The sequence below is a fragment of the Methanosarcina siciliae T4/M genome (assembly GCF_000970085.1).
Classification (GTDB): domain Archaea; phylum Halobacteriota; class Methanosarcinia; order Methanosarcinales; family Methanosarcinaceae; genus Methanosarcina; species Methanosarcina siciliae.
In genome coordinates, this window is sequence record NZ_CP009506.1 from 4,183,664 (window position 1) to 4,202,719 (window position 19,056).

Here is a 19,056-nt window from a genome sequence, read left to right on the forward strand (position 1 = left end):
ATGAAAAACAATATTAAAGTTCATAGGGCAATTCATGACCTTACCCAGGAAAGCCTTGCGGAAAAGGTGGGAGTAACAAGGCAGACAATAAATGCTATTGAGAAAGGAAAATATGACCCTTCTCTTGATCTTGCGTTCAAGCTTTCCAGACTTTTTAAAGCAAGCATTGAAGAGATCTTTGTCTACGAGGACAATGAGAATTGAGAGCTGCCTCGAAAAGGGTTTATTCCTTAATCCATCAACATATAAAAGAATTGAAGAATTCAGAGAAGGACTTACCCGGAAAAAACGACCTTTCAGAAGAGAGAGCAAGAGAATAAAGACATATAACCCTATTTTGTACATAGAAACTCCGATTTTTCATGAAAAGCAGTAAAAAGAATTTCCCAGGTAATGAATGAATTTTGATCCTGTTTTTCCCAAAAGCAGACATTATAATATTTTTCCCAGCTAAACTTAGCTTTCCCGAGCTCTTCCACGCAAATAAACCTGAAGTAAAAGACCATATAATCAGGTTTTTATTTTTGGTAAAACCGCTGTCTGGAAAAGAACCGAGATTTCAGCACTTAAGTTAAATTTCTTAAACGGGGTTTAAGGCTTCTGCAGCCGGAAAATCAAGATTAGTTTATAAATAAATTTATAAGGAATGAGTCGATAGTTAAGTATAGTGTTCTGTTTCTAAGATATCGGTTTGACAACCGATATATCTAACCAAAGCAATGGTAGACAGATAACAGACAAATAAAAACAACTATCCAGACAAGAAAATAAACAGGAGTCAACAAATATGATGCAATCTTTTATTGTGGAGCACTACCTCGAGAGTGCCATAGATGTTTACTGTGGTGGGCCAGATATTTTCAGGGGAACCGTAAAAGCCTGTGCGGATAATGTACTCACTCTCGAAAGTGAAGGAAAACTAACACATATAGCCATTGACAAGATTATAGCTTTGTGGCCTCAGTAAGTTCAAAACTTTTTAGATTTCAGTATCACTTAAAGGAGACCAGCGGGGACAGATAAAGGACAACTGATCCTATATCTGAATCTTCTTACAGCGGATAACACTCGAACTGATTGATTAGTTTGAGATTTCTATCTATCAGACAGGAGATGGAAACCGACCAGAATTTCCATGGAAGGAATTAAACCAATAAAAAATACATGGAAGTAAAAGAAATGCAGCCTTTTATAGTAGAACACTACCTCGATGAAGTTATAGACGTCTACTGCGGTGGGCCCGATATATTTAGCGGGAAAGTGAAAGCCTGTGCAGACAATGTGCTCACTCTTGAAAAGGAAGGAAAATACACGCACATAGCAATTGATAAGATCATAGCTATCTGGCGCGCATAACAGGACAAAAGAGTGTAATCGGGGCAGCTTTATTTAATAAAAGCTGTCAGATAAAATATATTGAACTGGAGAAGTCCCAGGTGGAAAACTTCATCCATTTCTATCACATTTTTACAAAAACAGCTATAAAGGTAACAGCCAACTGTAGCTCTCGTAGAGCCGAGATATTTTCCAGGCTTCTGCCTTAATCCCGTGCTTTTTTTGCAGCTTATACTTTCGTGCAGCTTTTTGCATGAGAGGCTATAAACTCCCTCATGAGTTTTGCTCCGAGCATGGCTGTCTGTCCCGAATCGTATTCAGGAGCAATTTCGACAATGTCAAAAGCCATTGAGAAAGGGGCAAGAGTCCTTATTGCAGTCCTGACATCCCGGGCACTGAGACCAAAAGGTTCAGGCGTACCGAGCCCCGGGGCATAAGCAGGGTCTATTGCATCCATATCAAGAGAAAGATAGAGCTGGCTGCAATCCAGCCATTCAATGGCTTCTTTAAGGACTTCAACCATGCCTGCGGATTCAACATCATCTGCCGTATAGTATTTCAGGTTATTTTCCATAGCAAAAACCCATTCTTCTTCCGGGCCGCTCCTTATGCCTATGGAAACGAGGTTCTTCGTGATCTGCTCGAGAATGTTCCTGGACACACAGGCATGGTTATGCTTGAATCCCCTGTACTCTGACCTGAGATCGAAGTGAGCATCAAGGATAAGGACTCCAAAATCATCTCCTGCGAACTCGGCACATGCTTTTACCGTAGAATAGGTGAGGGAATGTTCGCCTCCTAACATGATGGGAAGCTTTCCGTCGTTCAACAGACCCTTTACATCTTCATAAAGGTCCCTTAAGGTCTCGTCAACCGAAGCTGAGGTTTCCAGGTTTCCGGCATCATGAATCGGAAGGTCCACAAGGTCGATGTCGAAAGTAGGGTTATAACTCTCAAAATTTGCAGAAACCTGCCTCATCGCGTCCGGAGCCCAGCGACTACCTGCACGATACGAAGAGGTGTTATCAAAAGGTACGCCGAAAATAACATAGCATGCAGATTCATAGTCTGCGAGGGCATCTATAAAGGAATTGGGTAAAAACATACTCTGACCTGATGTAAATTAGTTATTAAAAAAAAGAACTCAGGTTTATTGACCTGAGTTTTCACCGCCATTAAAAGGTTTACGTCCTTATGTCGAGTTTGATCTTTCCGAGGGCTGTGATATATGAAACTTCTTCGCCCTCTTTTACCTTGTCCTTGTATTCATCGGGGATTACAATCTCAAAGGTTGAGAAGTCCCCCAGATCCATAAGCTGAGCGATGTCTCCGGTAATTGAGATTACCTGCGCACTTTTTCTTTCCACAATCGGGACATAGATTTTGTTTGCAACGGAACCGATGTAGGAGCGCTTCTGGTTGTCAAAGAGTCCGATAGCTTCAACCCTTGCTTTTGCAGCGCCGTGCTTCCCGGGCTTGGACTTGGAAATGCTCTTTATAACACATGCTTCGTCGTCAATAATAACGTATTTTCCTTCTTTAAGGTCCTTTACTTCTACCTGCTGTTTCATAGTGATTCTCCCATACGTTTTAAGAGATGTCGATATAAGCTGTAAACGTCATACCGGATTTGTTGAATTTTTCAGGGTCAATTCCGGAGAAGTGGTATAAGAAGGCTGTTCTAATTTTTAAGCCTGCCTACCCGTTCATCCATACTTTGCTTAACTGCACTGTATAGAAAAGCTCGAAAGTAGTTACTGCCTGAATACCTGTACAAACTCACAGGTCGAGAACTAATACGGTTAATTATCCAAGAGTATATAACGCTTATGCGAGGTTTTGAGTTTCCGAGCGTAATTTCAGAGAGAATTTACCGAAATAGTGAGATATTCCCTTAATTTGAAGAGAATTTTAGTTATAAAACATCTAATCTGACGATTAAAATGGACCTGAAAGGCCCAGAAAAGGAATCTTAAAGGAACCTAATAAATCTTAAAGAAGCCTCATTCCTGAGAAATTTACAGTACATTCAAGAATTCGAAGCCTCCCTTTGGTTATTTCCAATAGTCAAGTCCAAGTTTCCTCAGTTTTTCCTGAGAAGGCACCCCCTCTTGATCCCAGCCACGATAAAGGTAATACTGCTGAAGAGCAGTTTCAAACTCCTGCCTGGGAATCCCATCTCCTCTCTTATCATTGTCGGCTTCAAACAGCCTTCCCGGAAGAGTATCAGCTTTCCGTGTAAAACCTGCTTTCAGGTTATAAATTCTCTCAAGATTCCAGATTCTTTCTCCTGCTTTAAGGAGTTCCGCAGAAGAGATTTCAAGCCCGGCCCCCACCTTCAGGAGAGCTGAACAGAGCTCTTCATTGATGGCAAAAATCGAAAATGAACAGAGCACAAGGGAATCCAGCAAAGCGGTAAGGTTTTCAAAAACCTGTAAAATTCCGGCTTTTCCCCGGAGGCTGAGGCGGTCAAGGAGCAGAGGCTTCCCGAGCACTTCGGGACCGACCATAAAGGCTGTAAGGTAATCCCCACCGTGGCAGGAGGTTGCATAAGCAAGGGCCTGTCCTCTAATCCCCCTCGGGTCAAAACCCCCCAGTTCGAGTCCCTTTACATCCATACTGAGGTCTTCCCTCTTCCGGGCCGAGAGGTAATTTCTGGCTCCTTTTCCTGGTTCGCTTCCTTCCCCGATTCCCGTAAGCAGGGTTTCAAGTTCCCTGGGATCTATTTTCCCGGATTGGAGTTCTGCACAGGCGCCAAGTACGGACCCGGCGGATACAGGGTCAAGCCCATAATTTTTACAGATCCTGTCTGCCCGGAGTACCGAATCAAAATCTGAGTTTTCAAGGTTGAACCCGAAAGCCCAGATAGAATCGTAGTCAGGAAGAAGCTGCCCGGTGTTCTTTATCCTCCGTTTACATCCCAGGGGACAGGCAGGGCAGCTTTCTTTCTCAATATCGAAGCTGGCTTTGATGTACTCTCCTGAGAACATATCCGCAAAAGGAGTGCTTTTTCCGGAAAAGTTGTTGCTGGGGATAAGCCCCATATAATCCAGAAGCTTTACAAGCACAGGCGTACCGTAGTTTGCAAGCCCCTTGGAGAGCACGGGGTTTGCGTCAAAAAGCTTCAGCATCTTTGTTTCAAGCTCTTTGAACTTTTCAGGCCTGGCAGGCAAAAGCTCTTTTTCTCCCTTTACAACCACGGCTTTCAGCAGCTTTGAGCCTGCAACAGCCCCCAGTCCTCCCCTTCCGCTGTGAACGGAATTAAGGACAAAAGAAGAGATAAGAACTTCTTTTTCTCCGGCCCTGCCTATGCAGGCTACACTTCCCATACTTTTCAGGGATTCAGTACATGCTTCTGTATTTAGTCCCCAGAGCTGGCCTGCACGCATAACTTTTATCTCGTCTCCCTTTAGTTCCACATAAGAAGGGCTCTTTGCTTTTCCGCTAATAACCAGGGCATCAATTCCGGCTTTTTTCAGTTCTCGCCCAAAGCCCCCACCTGTGTTCCAGCTGAATATGGTGCCTGTGAGAGGGGATTTTGAAGTGAGAACTGCCCCCGAAGCCATGGGGGCAAGACCTGTAAGCGGGCCGGTGGTGAAAATAAGAGGGTTTTCAGGATCAAGAGGATCAATATAAGGATCTGAAAGCTCTGAAAGCAACTTTACTCCAAGTCCCCTGCCCCCCAGGTACATGCGGATTAATTTTTCATCAGTACCGGTGATGGTAACTCTTTCGGAACTAAGGTCTACACATACTATTTTTCCTGTCCAGCCAGCCATATAAATCCCTTTTATGCATCTTTTTTCTACTTTTTTGAACCGGGTTCTGATTTTTTAACCGGATTTCGGATTATAATTTTTATCCATTCATTCTCATCTGTTTCGGAGATGCTGCCATTTTCCTTTAAGTTTTTAACCACTCTATAGAAATATTGTCCTTAAAACCTTCAATTAAAAGAGAATTTAAATAAGGTCCTTACTGTGAAGATCCTGAAAAAGCCAGACTTTAAGACAGAGAAATCTCAGATAATACTACATGAATCTGGAGAAACCTTATATCATTTCTGTATACGCCCTTGTCCAGAATGAGAAAGGAGAATTCCTGCTACTCAGACGCTCGGAAAACTCCCGCACCAATCCAGGGAAATGGGACCTGCCAGGCGGGAAAGTAAACCTGAAGGAAACTCTTAAAGAGGCAGTTGTGCGCGAGGTTTTGGAGGAAACAGGAATTTCAATATTTCCGGGGGAAATTGCGGGAGAGGTAAAATTTGAGCTCCCGAAAAAAAGGGTTATTGCTATCGTCTTTAATGGGGGATATGTTATGTCTGAAGTTAAATTGAGTTCTGAACATATCGAATATGCCTGGACTTCCCTGGAAAGTATTCTCAGAATGGAGACGCTTCCTGCCTATTTCAGGGACTTTTTCAGAAGGTTTGCTCTTGAAAACAAAAAAACTTCTGAACCACCCGTTTGATCAGCTTCCCGGTTTCAGCTTTCGTTTCAGACCTCATTTGAAGTACTTATCTTCAAGTTTTTTTCGTTTTCTCCGACTGTACTGCCAGCTTATTCCAAGGAAGAGGAGAACTACAAGGGCTACCAAACCTGCCACCCGCAGAATGGGTCCATATTTACTCAGCAGAAGAGGGTTCACATTATCCCGGAGTTCGTATTCGGGATACATTATGTCTCCCCGGTCATTGCTGTGCCCGAGCCCAAGGGCATGCCCGAGCTCGTGCTTTGCAATGGTGAACATGGTCGCGTCACTATACTGCCGCCAGCCCCTGCCCTGGTAGTTTCCAACCTCAAGGACTATATCCACTTCTTCAAAATGATCTCCGGAGATACTGGGTTTTGCATAGCCCGCCACACCCGAAGGAGCCTCTTCGACAGTCTCAAGGTTTTCCACCCACTTTATTCTTATGTCCGCGTCTTCGGAGTCGATGACCTCAAAAACAGGGCTGTAATCGAGATTACCGTTTCCTCCGTTTTCCCAGTATTCAAGAGCCTTTTCTATTTGTTCATAGTAGGTGGTGCTGTAATGAAGAGGGGTATTACTGTCGTCGATGTACACTGTAATAGGGGAATGATCCCAGGGCTTGTCAAGAATCTTCTCCGGATCTTCCCCGGCTGCTGGAGAGGACAAAAATAATAACATCAGCAATAAAACAACGGAGAAAGTGATTACGGAAATACTTTTTCGATTAATGCAAAAGAACCTCCATTATAGGTAATTAATTTATTTTCAGTTATGATTATATTCAGTTATGATTTATACAAGGTAAAACTGCTGTACATGCATATTTTGTCAGTTATTTTTGTCAGTTATAAGTGAGCCTCGATAAAAACTTACAAATCTCCATAAAGACTTATGAACCTCGATAAGGATTGAATCCGATAAGACTTTCTAATCATGCTAAAACCTTATGAATCGAGTAATTAAAGCCCGAAGAATATCTGTCAAAAAATAAGCTTTAAGATTATAAGTACCTTAACTTAAGAATATTTATTAATAAGTTAAACCGGGATTTGGGCTGTAAACTAATTCTTTGTTTAAACCGGGATTCAAAAACATTTTTTAAAAATTAAATTTAAGATTAAATTTAAGAAGTAAGCATGAAAAAGTCAGATCTCAGACATTTTGATGCTGTTTACTTGATGCTGTTTACTTGATGCTGTTTACTTGATGCTGTTTACTTGATGCTGTTTACTTGATGCTGTTTACTTGATGCTGTTTACTTGATGCTGTTTACTTGATGCTGTTTACTTGATGCTGTTTACTTGATGCTGTTTACTTGATGCTGTTTACTTGATGTTTGCTCCGGAGATATTGCATACTTCGCAATCAGAGTCACAGCAACGTTCGTTTTCTTCGCTGCCCTTTTCATCCCCAGGGAATTCAGATGCAAGAGCCCTGGTACTTTCCGCAAGTACTGCTGCATTGGACAGGGATGCCCCTATCATTATTGCAGAAAATATTTTTTCTTTCGGGATGCCTTTTCTTTTTGCGATTCTTATGTGCATTTTCAGGCAATGCTCACAGCGGAGGGCAGAAGCTACACCTATGGAAATAAGTTCCACTGTTTCCGGGTCGAGATTTTTGAACTCTCGCATGATGGAGTTATCATAAATAGTTTTCGGGATGAAGATCTCAGGGAGATCTTTCATAAAGTTCATAATATAAGGCACTTCCCCGTACTGTTTCCGGACATCCTCGAGAAGTTCCGGGATGACTTTCTCGGGGTCATTTTTTAAAACTTCCACAATATCCTCAAGTTCCATAAGAAACCACCACACATTAAAGTAGAAACCGAGTCAGACGCCGTTTTCCGGGAAAAGCTTTACAGTTTAAAGGATGAGTGAAGAGGCACAAACCCAGTAAAAATGTAAAGTGGCCGTATTTTAAACTCAAGAATCCGGGTCAAATTGCAAAACCAACGTCAGACTTAGATTTGATTTTTATCAATATATAATTTTTCATTTTTGACCGGGTAATATTTGCAAGCTCGGAAAGTACGACTCCTTCATCAAACTCCAGTTTTTCAACTTTCTCATGGAATTCATCGTATGGAAGTTTGACCCTGAGCCCGTTAAGCTGAAGGGTGAGAGGAGCAGGAGAGAGGACTCTCTGGATTTCCGGGATCTGGTTTTCGATTTCCTTCATAACTCGAGCAGGAAGCACCGCAAGAGGGTCTTTTGCCTGCTGCTTGCGAATATCCGAAGCAATCTTTGAAACCCCTTCGTTGAGTTTATCAAGGGCTTCAATCTCCTCGGTTCGTCTTAACCTGTGAGAGACCCTCCCGATATTTCCAACGTAGAGGTCTGCCCCGGGAACATCTTCGGTTTTTAATTCGGTAGGCCCTCCGGTAGCCACTATTGGGATCTCAATGCCTTCAAAGAGTTTCGGCTTCTTTTTCGTAATACAATCACTGAAAGACCCGAAGGAGAAAACCGCAATATCGTGTTCGTTGATGAGTTTTCTTTCGTAGTCCATGGAGAGAGAAACCCTGCGCCCCATTCCCCTGGCGAGCCCTATCATATTGGTATTGGCTCCGGGGTGGCGGAGGTATTCTGCCACATCACAGGCCGAATGAGGGAGATGGTGGGAAGCAAGCGTGGGGGAGACAACTGCAATCTCCACCCCTGTAAGAGGGGCTTCGATCAGGATTCCAAGCAATTCACCAGCGAGTTCTTTTACAATATCAAGGTCTTTTTCAGGGATAAGCATTATAAGATTGACTTCGGTCCCTGTAACTACTTTCTGAATTATGTAGCCTCCAAGGTCTTCCATCAGTTCGATCAAAAGCCCGTGCTTATGGACCCCGCCGGTATAAAGATAGGGTAGAAGTACAACCATCTTACTCTTTCCCTCCTTTAGTCAGTTCTTCGAGCATTGCTCCCGCTTCTTCGATCCATTCATGTTTCAATGCTTCCTCGGATGCCACAAAAACAAACCTGTTACCTTTATAGAGATGATAGCGAACCCTGAAACCCTCCGGAGTAGCCCGGATCGCAAACTCCACAAGGTTTTCGTGAAGCCTGTGTCTGGGATCTGCAACCATCATTTCCTTAAGAAAAGCCGCCTCTTCTGCCGGATTATCCGTACTTACGGATACTGTCCAGCGGTCCGGCTGGCTGATATTCGCTTTTCCGTAGCGTTCCCAGAGTTTTCCGAGCAGTTCCGGGATATACTGCTCTTTTTTGATAGAAATCATTACTTCCCCGGCGATAGGTTTTGCTTCCACATCAGCAATATCGATTGTCGTAACCCTGGTACCAACATCTCTGAGGATAATTGCCATCTGGAAAAGAGAATCTTCAGGTCTCAACACTACCTTGATCCGTCCGATTGCAGGGACAAGCTTGAGACTTGCAAGGTTGTCCTCGATAATCTTCCTGTAAAACTCCTGCTCCGACTCAATTGCTGACTCGACAACAAAGGTCTCAAGCGACTCCATTTTTACCTCACTCCTCCACATAGCCGGACGCAAGAAGTGCAGCCCCGACCGCCCCTATCAGGTGGGAGTTTTTCGGCACGAGGACGTCAATCTTGAGAAGGTCTCCGAGAGCTTTAGGGACTCCTTCGATAAGGGAAGAACCACCTACCAGGATCAGCGGCTCTTTTACATCCACTTCCTGAAGCTGCTGCTCGTAGATCTGTTCTATCACACTGTAGCAGGCTGCAGCTGCGACATCTTCAGGGGTAGCCCCCCGGGCAAGGGAGTTTACAAGGGACTGGATTCCGAATACTATGCAGTAGCTGTTCATGTTTACATTTTCCTGCATACCCTTGACTGCAAGAGCCCCGAGTTCCGTAATATCCACCCCGAGCCGCTTTGAGATCATTTCAAAGAAACGCCCCGAAGCTCCGGCACAGATTCCTCCCATCGTAAACATGCCGGGGATTCCGTCTTCTACCGAGATCGCCTTGTTGTCCATACCTCCGATATCAATAACCGTTGCAGACCCTTTTTGCCGGTCTGCGAGGTAGACAGCTCCTTTTGAGTTGACAGTAATTTCTTCCTGAACAAGCTGAGCATTGAAATGATTTCCTATAAGGAAACGCCCGTATCCAGTAGTTCCCAGAGCCTGGATTTCTTCTCTGGAAACCCCGGCTTCTTCAAGGGCCCTGGAATAAGCTTGTTCAGCACTTTCAAGGACTTTTGTTGTGGGCACCCAGCCTTTACCTATGATATTATTGTCTTTCATGATCACAGCTTTTGTGGTTGTTGACCCCGAATCTATTCCGGCAGTCAGGCCTGTCTGAACCTCCCTGGCAAGGAGATGTCTGCGCCTGGCAACCGTGGTGAGGGCTTCAAGCCGGGTAAGCAGGGTGCCTGCACTTGTCCGTTCAGTGAATGAATAGCTGATTACAGGGATATCGGAGTGCTTGTGGATGTATCTTCGGACCTCGTTTCTAACAATAGCTCCTTCAGCACAGCGGAAGCAGGTAGTAATAAAAACCCCGTCTACTTTTGTCAGTCCTTCAACAACGGCCTTTGCCCTTGCCATCATAAGCCTGAGGTCTCCACTTGCAACTTCAAGCCCGAAATCCTTGCCTATTGTATCTATGGATGCGACGTCGATTTCAGGATAAATGAATTTTGCATTTACTCTTGCTGCAGCAGCTTCAAACTCGGGCTGAACTCCTGAATATTCGGAGCCACAGGACACAAGGGCAATCTTGACAATTCCGATGTCGTCGTCACTCATTTTTCACCCTCCTCTCCTACGGACTCTATTTCTTCCACCTTTTCGTCTTCTCCGGTATTTTTTGAGGGCAGGGACTTAAGAAACACTGCGATTTTGCTTACGAAATCCCGAGCATCCTCATTCGATTCCGGATACCTGACTTCCAGAATCGGGACCTCTTTTGAGCGAACCAGATATTTCATCAGTTCGTTTGTACGGTTACAACCCACGCAGCCGAAGTTTGTAGGTGGGTTTTCAACTATTATTGCAGCTTCAGTTTCCTCAAGAAGGGGGCCTATTAGGGCCATCCTGCCTCTTACTCCAGGAGGGACTTCAACTGCTGCATATCGAAGCCCTATTTTAGGGTCTTCGGGAGTGATATTAATAGGGGGCGAATCAAGGCTGATGTTTGTAACTTTTTCTCGTACCTGATTCATCATTGTAAGGGGTTTGTGCCCGAAACGCTCGACCAGGTCAGCCAGGATAAGACTGTTTACAGGATAAATGAAAACCTTTGCCAAAAAATTCACCTCGAAAGTTCCGCTTCGATAATTTTCTCCAGATCCGAGACTTTAAGCCTGCGTTTCTCCCCATGCTTTTCGTTTACGGCCCCCTTAGCGTCCAGTTCATCAAGTGCAGCCCCTATGGCAGGAAGCATCTCAACTTCTTCCCTCAGGAAATGAAATCCCGGTCTAGGACCACCACCCCTGGTTGCCCGGCAGCGTCTCTCATCACCTGCGGGGAATCCCCTATCTTTTATAAAAATATGATTTTTATCCAGCTGCCGGATCTTTTCTACCACTGCAAGGACGTCCTTTTCCGGGCCTGTTACAATCAGTCCAAAGCAAGTCTCTTTTACCGTAACCGGATACTCTGACTCGTAAATCTTCATAGTTGCATCCGCAGGCAGCACTATATCCGAACTGATTACAATGTACTTTGTAATCTCATTTTGTTTTATTTCTGTCATCTTCTGTCTCTCCTCAACTTCGGGAGACTTCAACTGCGATAAGTCCGAACATGTGAATCCACTCAAATATCAGGTACATTACTTCGCTCATCTAATAGTTTCTTATGTATTATTCAACTAATTTATGTTTTGTTTTATATAATTTGATGAATTTCAATTATCCGGGTTCCCGGTTTCCTGCTCATCAGTTTTCCTGCGCACTACTTCACTTACATATATCGCATCTCCTTCTTCGATGCCAATGAGCTTTTCGGGATCGATTATCCGCCCGATAATATTCGTTGAGGAAAACTTCTCTCCGGTAGGGCCAAAAAGGTCGTCGTCTGTAAGCCTCACTCCTATGGTTCCCATCCTCTTTGCGGCCTGATTTGTGATCCCAATTTCCCCTGCAAGGACCCTGCCGGCAGGCGTGTTTTCAGGGAGGACTTCTTTGTATTTCACAGCTTCTTTTTCGGTCTTGAAGAGGTAAGTGTTATCGTATATCATATAGACAGGCAGTTTTCCAACGGGTTTTGTCTTGAGTTCGAGAGAATGGCGGAAAAAATCTACGGATTTTGGAGCTTCCTCAGGGTAAAGCTCGACCTTGATGAGTTTTTCCCTGGGAACCCCGTAAGCGGTCACTTTAGCCCCTCCCAGAATTTCAAGGGTTGTTGGAGGGTCCTGCTTTACGATTACTGCATTTTCTCCTCTGTACCCTTCCTTTACCAGTTCCACCCCTATGGCGGAAAGTACGGGTTCGACCTCTTCAAAACTGTGACCCAGCAGAACTATCTGGGGAGGAAGGCTTTCTACTGACAACTTCTGTCCCTTTTCTGCAAGTTTGATAAGTTCGATACCTTTTGTTACCTGCCCAACGATAGAATGCACAAGGCTGGAAGGTCGTTCTTCTCTGGAGAGATATGTCCTGCCTGTCCCGTACCCGACGGTCCTTACAGAAATAGCACCTTCTTTCCTCGGCTCAAAGTTTTCGTAAGGAACAGATTCTTCTCTCAGGGTATCATCCGAAATAAAAGAACTGGTTGTCACATCTACGGAAAGGGTTCCCTCGCGAGTCAGTGCATAGAAATGCTCAGCTCCTTTGGGAGAGTTTCTGGAAAGCTCGACCTCAAAATAAGTAAATACGCTGTCTTCATCTTCAAGGATAGTCGAAAGGTCGGTGGTGCATGTCTTTTCTGCAAGTTGTTCCCACTCTATAATAGGTTCTATACTCAGGATTGAGTCTTCTCTTGAAAGCCTGAAAATAAGATTTCTTCCGGTTACAACTGTTGCAAAAACACCATCTTCGGGAGTTCCATACTCTGCAACGTGCCTTTTTCTTGAAAGGATCAGATGAGTATTATTGGGGTCAAATCCTCCTGCTCCGAACACAACATCAAATGCTTCAAAACTCCCGGCCTCATGCAAAGGCTTTATGTCGGCTTCGAAAGGTCCGAAAGCCAGAGCTTCGGGACTTGCCCAGTGGATATTTTTACCTTCATACTCTTTATAATGTTCAGCCCATAGTTTTCCGGAGGAGGAGTCTGGATCTTTGAGTTCTATCTTCAGTTCCCCTCTGGGCGTCTTGATAGCGTATTCAGTGATTTCTTCCGTTCTCTTCTCGGCAGCTTTTTTAATGATTCCAACTGCTGTGCCGGCTATGTAGGGGGCTCTGGAAACTTTAAGGGCGTCTCCAAGGGTAGAGCCTGCGGGCAAAGTGTAACTTTGCCCATTCACCTCTACGCTGATCTCATTACTCGTAATCTGCACCTCATTTTAGTATTTTCTATACTAAGAGGTGGGAGCATATTTATATTTCTTCTGCAGCCTTGAGCCTTTCTTCTTCCGTGAGTTGAGCAAGTACGGAATCGGGTTTGCCTATTTCCACAATCTTTCCGTCACGCATGAGGGCAACACGGTCGCATATCTCATTTACAAAATCCATGTCATGAGAAACGACAACAAAGGTTTCTCCGATCTCTTCTCTGGCTTTCAGAATGGAGTTTGTAACCGCCACCTTGGTAATTGGATCCATGGTCCCGGTAGGTTCGTCCATAATGACTATCCTTGGTTCTTTGATCAGAACCTGTGCAAGTGCAATTCTATGCCTCTCACCTTCACTCATCTCATCGGTCATTTTGGACAGAATGGATTTTGCTTTATCTTCTTCAAAACCTGCGGCCTTGAGAGTAATGATGGCTTTTCTGACTCCGAGTTCAAACGGGAGGTCAAGACTGATGGATTCCGTAAGGTTGTCTATTACAGAGCTATGGGTATAAAGCCCGTATTCCTGGTGCAGGAATCCCATGTATTTCGTTGCTCTGCCTTTATTATCAACCCCTAATTTTGTCATATCCACCCATTCGTCTCCGACACGGACTTCAACTTCTCCTGAGGTAGGGGGCAAAATTCCCATAAGGATTTTTGAGGTTGTGGTTTTGCCTGCTCCGCTTATCCCTACAAGCCCGAAAATCTCTCCTTCTTTCACATCAAAAGAGATTTTGTCGACAGCTCTAACCACGCCCCGGTCTACTGAGATATAGCGCTTTGAGAGTTCCCTTACACGGATAATAGGTTCTCCTACCAGAACGTTCTTTTCCTGTCTAACCATGGATACACTTTGCATAAAAATCGCAGAAACCTCAAGCGGATCACCTTCCTGAACAACTTCTCCATTTTCAAGCAGGATTGCCTTATCTGCCAGTTTCTCGATTACTTCAGGCCAGTGGGAAGTCAGGACCATGCTCATGTTGTAGTTCTTAACAGCGTTTATAATGGCTTCGTGAACCAGTTTTGCGGTCATGGGGTCAAGGGTACCCGTAGGCTCGTCAGCTAATAGAAGGAGGGGGTTTCTTACGAGCTGTCTTGCAAGCACAACCCTCTGTTTTTCTCCACCGGAAAGTTCCCTTGCCACGTGCATCATACGGTGACTCAGGTTTACCTCCTCGAGGAGTTCAACCGCCTTTTTCATGGCGTCTTCTCCCTTATACCCGATTTCATTCAGGGGGTTTATGACGTTTACCAGAACTCTTTCATCCCCGTAAAGGGCAAAAGTCCTCTGGAGCATGATTGCAATGCGCTTGGCAATATCCTTTCTTATCGGGTCGTAAAGTGAAAGTTTTATAAAATCAGCTTCGAATTCCTCAAGCATCTCACCACAGACCGGACATTTCTGGCCGATTTTGCTTGGACGCTCTATATACCCACACTTCTCACAGCGGGCCAGATGATAGATCACTTCGCCTGAGATATTCTCAAAAGATTCGGTCCCGCGTAACACATGCATCAGGATTGTTTTCCCTGATCCGCTTTTTCCCAGAATTCCAACGACTTCCCCTTCGTTGATACTTAAATTTACATTTTTCAGGGCTTTGAGACCGTCAAAGTCTACAGTTAGGTTTTTAACTTCAATAAATACTGGCATTTATTTTCCTCCGCAAATTATGAGCTGTAAATAAATTCTGGTGGCTTTCTCCCGCCTGCCTGTATTCGCTCAAGAGTGAAAAGTAATTACTTTAAAGTGAGTACCGCATTAACATAAACAATAAATTTCACACATTTGGGCAACAACTAGATAAGAGTAAACATTACATAAACATAACGCATTATTTTGTCACTGTGAACATCCAGAACCAATATCAGTAGGGAAATTTACTGGATATCTAATTATTGCAATCCTTTTACCACATCCACAACTTTTATTATATCCTTGAGCACCACATCCGCTGCGTCCCTTAGTTCCTCGGGCCTTTTATCTCCCTGCTGGACGGTCATAATTCCTATGTCTGCTGCCCTGAGAGCCAGGATATCGTTAATTCCATCCCCTACCATAACTACTTTCTCATACCTGCTTTTAAGTTCAAACACAACTTTCTCCTTCATAAAAGGATCTGCAAAGGCAAAGACTCTTTCCGGAGGGATGTTTATGAATTCTGCAAGTTGCTCAAGAGAAGACATTCTGTCCCCGGATGCTATGTACATGTCCACCTCCATAGCATGGAGCAACTGGATGGTCTGAGATGTCTTACTGAAGACCTGCCCTCCCGTGCTGAGCACGTAGGGAATTCTTCTTGCTTTTGAATCCACGATCAGACCTGCCGCAAAATAAATGCTGTCAGGGCAGCGGATTGTAACTGCCTCAAGCACATCATGCACATCCCCCATCAGGAGAGAAGAACCTCTTATAACCTCAAAGGCAACTTCCGGAGTAAACTTTCCTTTTGAACAGCTGATACCTATTGAAACTCCATGTTTCTTTATAAACTCAAATAAAAACATATCTCTTCTGGAGCTAAGGATTATTTCTTTTTCGGTATTGAGAGCTACCAGGCCGCAACCGTTTTTTCTCGCTACAATGGCAGTGCTCTCTATGTTTTCAAGAATGTCCCCGGTGCTTGGCTCTTTTGCAACTCTGTACATGTGGAGAAGAGTACCGGCACTGTCAAAGACCACTGCGATTCGTTTGGCCATGTCAATTGATTAACCTATAAAATAAAAAAATCTTTGTAAAAACCCGGAAAAATAGATGGGATACCGAAATTTATAAAAATGAATGAAGTTAGGGAATTAAACTTCGTTTTCGTTTCCCTTTAAAAGATTGAGGCTCCAGAGAGCAGGACCCCGATAAAAAACCCGATAATTGCTCCGGAATTCAGGAATGGAAGCCCTGCCTGGGGTTTGCCCCTCATTACCAGGACGGACAGGAAGATGTGCCCTACAAGAGTTCCGATCATTGCCCCGAGTACAGGGTAGGATAATCCTCCGTTTTCGAGGAATACATTTGCGGAAACTACGAGCAGAGTGGGCATGACGGCGTCTCCGAGACCCATGAAAAAGGCTTCACGTTTTTCCCCTTCGTCAAAACTTTCCGTGATGAAGGAATAGTTTGAGTGCTTAGGGATTATGAAAAGAATAGGCAGTTTGAGGTCCATGACCCCTTCAGCCATGGCTATCATGTGTTTTGTCTTATACACTGAGATGGCATCATAAATCGCAAGCAAGATCAGAAGGACAACTACCGGAACAATGGAAAGGGAAATTCCGATCAGGGCACTGACCCCGCCTGCTATGCAGATTCCCAGAAGATCGATAACATACCATTCAGGGTATTTGTAAAGCAGTACCGTCAGCCCCGTAGAAAGCAGGAGTGAAGTTATGTTTTCAAGCCCTGCGAGGGCAGGGATCATGGTAAACAGCGCGAAAAATACATAGTACAGAGTACTGACTATGGCGAGGTATATGAATAGGCTGATAACCCATTTCATATTTTTCTTTATCGCTATCAGGACCAGAAGTGTAAAAACAAGGATCATCCCGATATAATAAATCGAATTGGAGACCTGTGTCGGATCTTCAAAAGCCTGCATATCATTGATCTCCATTGGCATTGATAGGAGAAGGGCTAGAATCTGTACGATCAGGATTAACCCTGCCATGGAGAGAATCGGCAAATAATCTTTAAGTGAATGTTCGCTTGAACTCAAGTACTGAACTCCCTTATTTCTTGACACTATGCCTTTTCTATTCCTTTATATATTTACTCTATTCTCAGTCTTCAATTTTTATATCTTTTAATAGATAATCCAATTTGCCAATTGCCTGCCATACTCATGTTTTTTCTGTAATCAAAGTCTGGCCTTACAATCTTCATGATTTTCATATAAGAAGTTTTATGCGTCTGTTAGTTTACCGGAGAAGAGTCACGGCAATCCTCTTCAGATGATGAACTGAAATTTGACAGATCAGGAGTGAAAATGAATTCGAGACATTTGACAGATTAGGAGCAAAAATGAATTCGGGACAAATGATACATAAATAGTTTATGCAAAAAATTATATAGAATTACTGTATAAAAAATAAGCAAAAATAAAAAGCTAGTGAATATGAAAATACGGTAAAAATAGACAAACAGTAAATACTTTAATGGAATTACCTTCCACCTGATAATTTCCAGCCCGTTATTGAAGAATTTGTGGCTTTATATGAAGTTTATGAATGCATTAGGAGAATTTCCATAAGTACGTAGAGGTATACAATGGAGACTAAAGATACAGTATTCCTTGTTGTGATGGTTCTGTCATCTTTCCTTCTATCCTTCCAGTGGCTTAGAAGGTTTACATACAGGCCCGAAAACCCTTTCATTGACCCTTTAATCATCTTATCTATTATGATTCTGGCCGGGACATTATCTCTTATGCTCATTTCTATTAACAACAAGCTTCAGGACTTTGAAGACACGATAGAAGCAAGGGACCGCTCTCTCAGGGTCAATATGGAAAGCTCGGAAACAAAAATCGAAGAAAGGATGAATGAGCTCTCAAGTAAAGTTGATAACGCAGTATATGAATTCAACCGCAGAAAATATCACTGATTTCTGCTCACAATCTTATTTTTTACTGCAGGCATAAATACGGCAAGATTTTTACCAATATCCGGATTAGTTTTTAAAATTTAGTTTGGTTTTTTAAATATATATTATAGATTTTAGTATTTATCCTCTGAATTTGACTGGTATGAATTAATAGACCGATTCGTCCGGACATAGACCTATTCATCCAGACATTCGTTTTAATACAGAAGTTTTTCCTTTATTAGTTTAGCTTCAATTTTGTCATTCCATCAGATGTTTATTCTCTTTTATCCTGTGTTTTATTTTCACAGTCATATCTTTTCACAGTTTTGGCTTTGCCTTTGAATTCAGATCCTATTTTTTCTTCAGGTATCCTTCAAACGTATTTCACTTCATTTCTTCCACATATTTACCAGGACGGTTTTTAAACGGTTTTTATCGTTAATCAACGATTATTACGAAAGCTTCCAAATGTTTTTATTTTGAAGTATCTTTTCAGGCGGGCAAATTATGTAATTTGTATAAATTAATTACTTTGCGACTTAAATCCTTAAACAAACAGAGGTAATTAAAACGAAAAGTTGATATACAAGTTTTGTGGAGGAAATCCTGCTTTACATTTTAGTCAAATTAAACTTGATAGTACTTTTAAACATAAACATAACAATTTATGATATGAAACCATACATAAAATGACATCATATCTGAATATTTCGGATACAAGCTCCATGATTTAGCAAAGTATATATATCGGATGTTATGTAGTGGAGGGAGAGATCTGGAGCTAGGAAGTTGATAATTATATTAAAATTGAGATAGTGGATCGTAAGTTATTATTACCCAGAGTTAGTATATTGATTACCTTGTGTAAACAGGTAAAGAAGGAAAGCCAATATGCACCTCAATCTTGAACCGATTGGAATTATCAAAAAGGTTGCAAATAAGTCGGAGATTTTGATTTATTCTGATTTTGAGCAGGTCATACGAAATATCGTGTCCAAAATAGGAGAAGGAGCCGAAATGGGACAGAAGATTCTGGTTATTCACAAAAATAATAGCAAAAAACAAATAGACGGTCACCAGGTCCAGGTCACAAAGGCAACACTTCTGGAAAGGAAAGGAAATCTGCTAACTATATCCAAGATAGAGGCAAATGAAGATTCTGTTATTGATGTCCGACTTGATCTTACCGCCTGATATCTTCAGACATCGACATATGCCGACAAAAAATCGAGGTT

20 protein-coding genes are annotated in these 19,056 nt (G+C 43.0%); 6 read left to right on the forward strand and 14 right to left on the reverse strand.

Features of this window, described 5'->3' with window-relative positions; all coding sequences use genetic code 11:
- The 3 genes from MSSIT_RS17520 (at position 1) to MSSIT_RS24360 (ending at position 1,356) form a co-directional block, all read left to right on the forward strand.
- Positions 1 to 204: a helix-turn-helix transcriptional regulator gene (locus MSSIT_RS17520; protein ID WP_048173789.1), complete on the forward strand. Its 204-nt coding sequence runs from the start codon at positions 1 to 3 to the stop codon at positions 202 to 204.
- 583 nt (positions 205 to 787) lie between these two features.
- On the forward strand, positions 788 to 967 hold the full coding sequence (locus MSSIT_RS17525) for an MM0924 family protein (RefSeq protein WP_048173790.1): 180 nt from the start codon (positions 788 to 790) through the stop codon (positions 965 to 967).
- Positions 968 to 1,179: 212 nt separating this feature from the next.
- Positions 1,180 to 1,356 carry an MM0924 family protein gene (locus MSSIT_RS24360; protein ID WP_187151799.1) on the forward strand — a complete coding sequence of 59 codons (177 nt, stop codon included), beginning with the start codon at positions 1,180 to 1,182 and terminating at the stop codon, positions 1,354 to 1,356.
- 208 nt (positions 1,357 to 1,564) lie between these two features.
- On the opposite strand, the gene speB is transcribed toward MSSIT_RS24360, so the two are convergent.
- The 3 genes from speB to MSSIT_RS17545 form a co-directional block, all read right to left on the reverse strand.
- Complete coding sequence (speB, locus tag MSSIT_RS17535; RefSeq protein ID WP_048173792.1) at positions 1,565 to 2,440, reverse strand: agmatinase; 876 nt, start codon at positions 2,438 to 2,440, stop codon at positions 1,565 to 1,567.
- A gap of 79 nt (positions 2,441 to 2,519) precedes the next feature.
- Positions 2,520 to 2,906, reverse strand: a complete 387-nt coding sequence (locus MSSIT_RS17540) for a translation initiation factor IF-5A (protein WP_048173793.1) — start codon at positions 2,904 to 2,906, stop codon at positions 2,520 to 2,522.
- A 483-nt stretch (positions 2,907 to 3,389) separates the two neighbouring features.
- Positions 3,390 to 5,114 (reverse strand): aldehyde ferredoxin oxidoreductase family protein, encoded by a 1,725-nt coding sequence (locus MSSIT_RS17545; RefSeq protein WP_048173794.1) that lies wholly within the window; start codon positions 5,112 to 5,114, stop codon positions 3,390 to 3,392.
- 256 nt (positions 5,115 to 5,370) lie between these two features.
- Between MSSIT_RS17545 and MSSIT_RS17550 the strand changes: the two genes are divergently transcribed.
- A complete protein-coding gene (locus MSSIT_RS17550; protein ID WP_048173795.1) occupies positions 5,371 to 5,808 on the forward strand; it encodes an NUDIX hydrolase in 438 nt (145 codons plus the stop codon).
- Between the two features lie 33 nt (positions 5,809 to 5,841).
- Here the strand turns inward: MSSIT_RS17550 and MSSIT_RS17555 are convergent, their stop codons facing one another.
- The 11 genes from MSSIT_RS17555 to MSSIT_RS17605 form a co-directional block, all read right to left on the reverse strand.
- The gene (locus MSSIT_RS17555; protein WP_082089059.1) at positions 5,842 to 6,477 is read right to left on the reverse strand and encodes a matrixin family metalloprotease; all 636 of its coding nucleotides are present in this window, start codon (positions 6,475 to 6,477) and stop codon (positions 5,842 to 5,844) included.
- 659 nt (positions 6,478 to 7,136) lie between these two features.
- Positions 7,137 to 7,613 (reverse strand): carboxymuconolactone decarboxylase family protein, encoded by a 477-nt coding sequence (locus MSSIT_RS17560; protein ID WP_048173797.1) that lies wholly within the window; start codon positions 7,611 to 7,613, stop codon positions 7,137 to 7,139.
- A 139-nt stretch (positions 7,614 to 7,752) separates the two neighbouring features.
- Positions 7,753 to 8,688 (reverse strand): methanogenesis marker 7 protein, encoded by a 936-nt coding sequence (locus tag MSSIT_RS17565; protein ID WP_048173798.1) that lies wholly within the window; start codon positions 8,686 to 8,688, stop codon positions 7,753 to 7,755.
- A 1-nt stretch (position 8,689) separates the two neighbouring features.
- A complete protein-coding gene (locus tag MSSIT_RS17570; RefSeq protein WP_048175038.1) occupies positions 8,690 to 9,289 on the reverse strand; it encodes a methanogenesis marker 17 protein in 600 nt (199 codons plus the stop codon).
- Positions 9,290 to 9,296: 7 nt separating this feature from the next.
- Positions 9,297 to 10,544 carry a methanogenesis marker 15 protein gene (locus MSSIT_RS17575; protein ID WP_048173799.1) on the reverse strand — a complete coding sequence of 416 codons (1,248 nt, stop codon included), beginning with the start codon at positions 10,542 to 10,544 and terminating at the stop codon, positions 9,297 to 9,299.
- Positions 10,541 to 11,044 carry a methanogenesis marker 5 protein gene (locus MSSIT_RS17580; RefSeq protein ID WP_048175040.1) on the reverse strand — a complete coding sequence of 168 codons (504 nt, stop codon included), beginning with the start codon at positions 11,042 to 11,044 and terminating at the stop codon, positions 10,541 to 10,543. The genes MSSIT_RS17575 and MSSIT_RS17580 overlap by 4 nt, the downstream gene beginning before the upstream one ends.
- A 5-nt stretch (positions 11,045 to 11,049) precedes the next feature.
- The gene (locus tag MSSIT_RS17585; protein WP_048173800.1) at positions 11,050 to 11,493 is read right to left on the reverse strand and encodes a methanogenesis marker 6 protein; all 444 of its coding nucleotides are present in this window, start codon (positions 11,491 to 11,493) and stop codon (positions 11,050 to 11,052) included.
- A 153-nt stretch (positions 11,494 to 11,646) separates the two neighbouring features.
- Positions 11,647 to 13,239 (reverse strand): methyl-coenzyme M reductase-associated protein Mmp3, encoded by a 1,593-nt coding sequence (gene mmp3 / locus MSSIT_RS17590; protein ID WP_048173801.1) that lies wholly within the window; start codon positions 13,237 to 13,239, stop codon positions 11,647 to 11,649.
- Between the two features lie 40 nt (positions 13,240 to 13,279).
- Positions 13,280 to 14,893 (reverse strand): methyl coenzyme M reductase system, component A2, encoded by a 1,614-nt coding sequence (atwA, locus tag MSSIT_RS17595; RefSeq protein WP_048173802.1) that lies wholly within the window; start codon positions 14,891 to 14,893, stop codon positions 13,280 to 13,282.
- A gap of 242 nt (positions 14,894 to 15,135) precedes the next feature.
- Positions 15,136 to 15,939: an HAD family hydrolase gene (locus tag MSSIT_RS17600; protein WP_048173803.1), complete on the reverse strand. Its 804-nt coding sequence runs from the start codon at positions 15,937 to 15,939 to the stop codon at positions 15,136 to 15,138.
- A 119-nt stretch (positions 15,940 to 16,058) separates the two neighbouring features.
- Positions 16,059 to 16,952, reverse strand: coding sequence for a presenilin family intramembrane aspartyl protease PSH (locus tag MSSIT_RS17605; protein WP_048173804.1), 894 nt, complete (start codon positions 16,950 to 16,952; stop codon positions 16,059 to 16,061).
- Positions 16,953 to 17,503: 551 nt separating this feature from the next.
- Here MSSIT_RS17605 and MSSIT_RS17610 point away from each other — a divergent pair.
- Both MSSIT_RS17610 and MSSIT_RS17615 read left to right on the forward strand, forming a co-directional pair.
- Positions 17,504 to 17,839 (forward strand): hypothetical protein, encoded by a 336-nt coding sequence (locus tag MSSIT_RS17610; RefSeq protein WP_048173805.1) that lies wholly within the window; start codon positions 17,504 to 17,506, stop codon positions 17,837 to 17,839.
- Positions 17,840 to 18,712: 873 nt separating this feature from the next.
- Entirely contained in the window at positions 18,713 to 19,015 is a 303-nt protein-coding gene (locus MSSIT_RS17615; protein WP_011023897.1) for a hypothetical protein, read from the forward strand.
- Positions 19,016 to 19,056 lie beyond the last annotated feature (41 nt).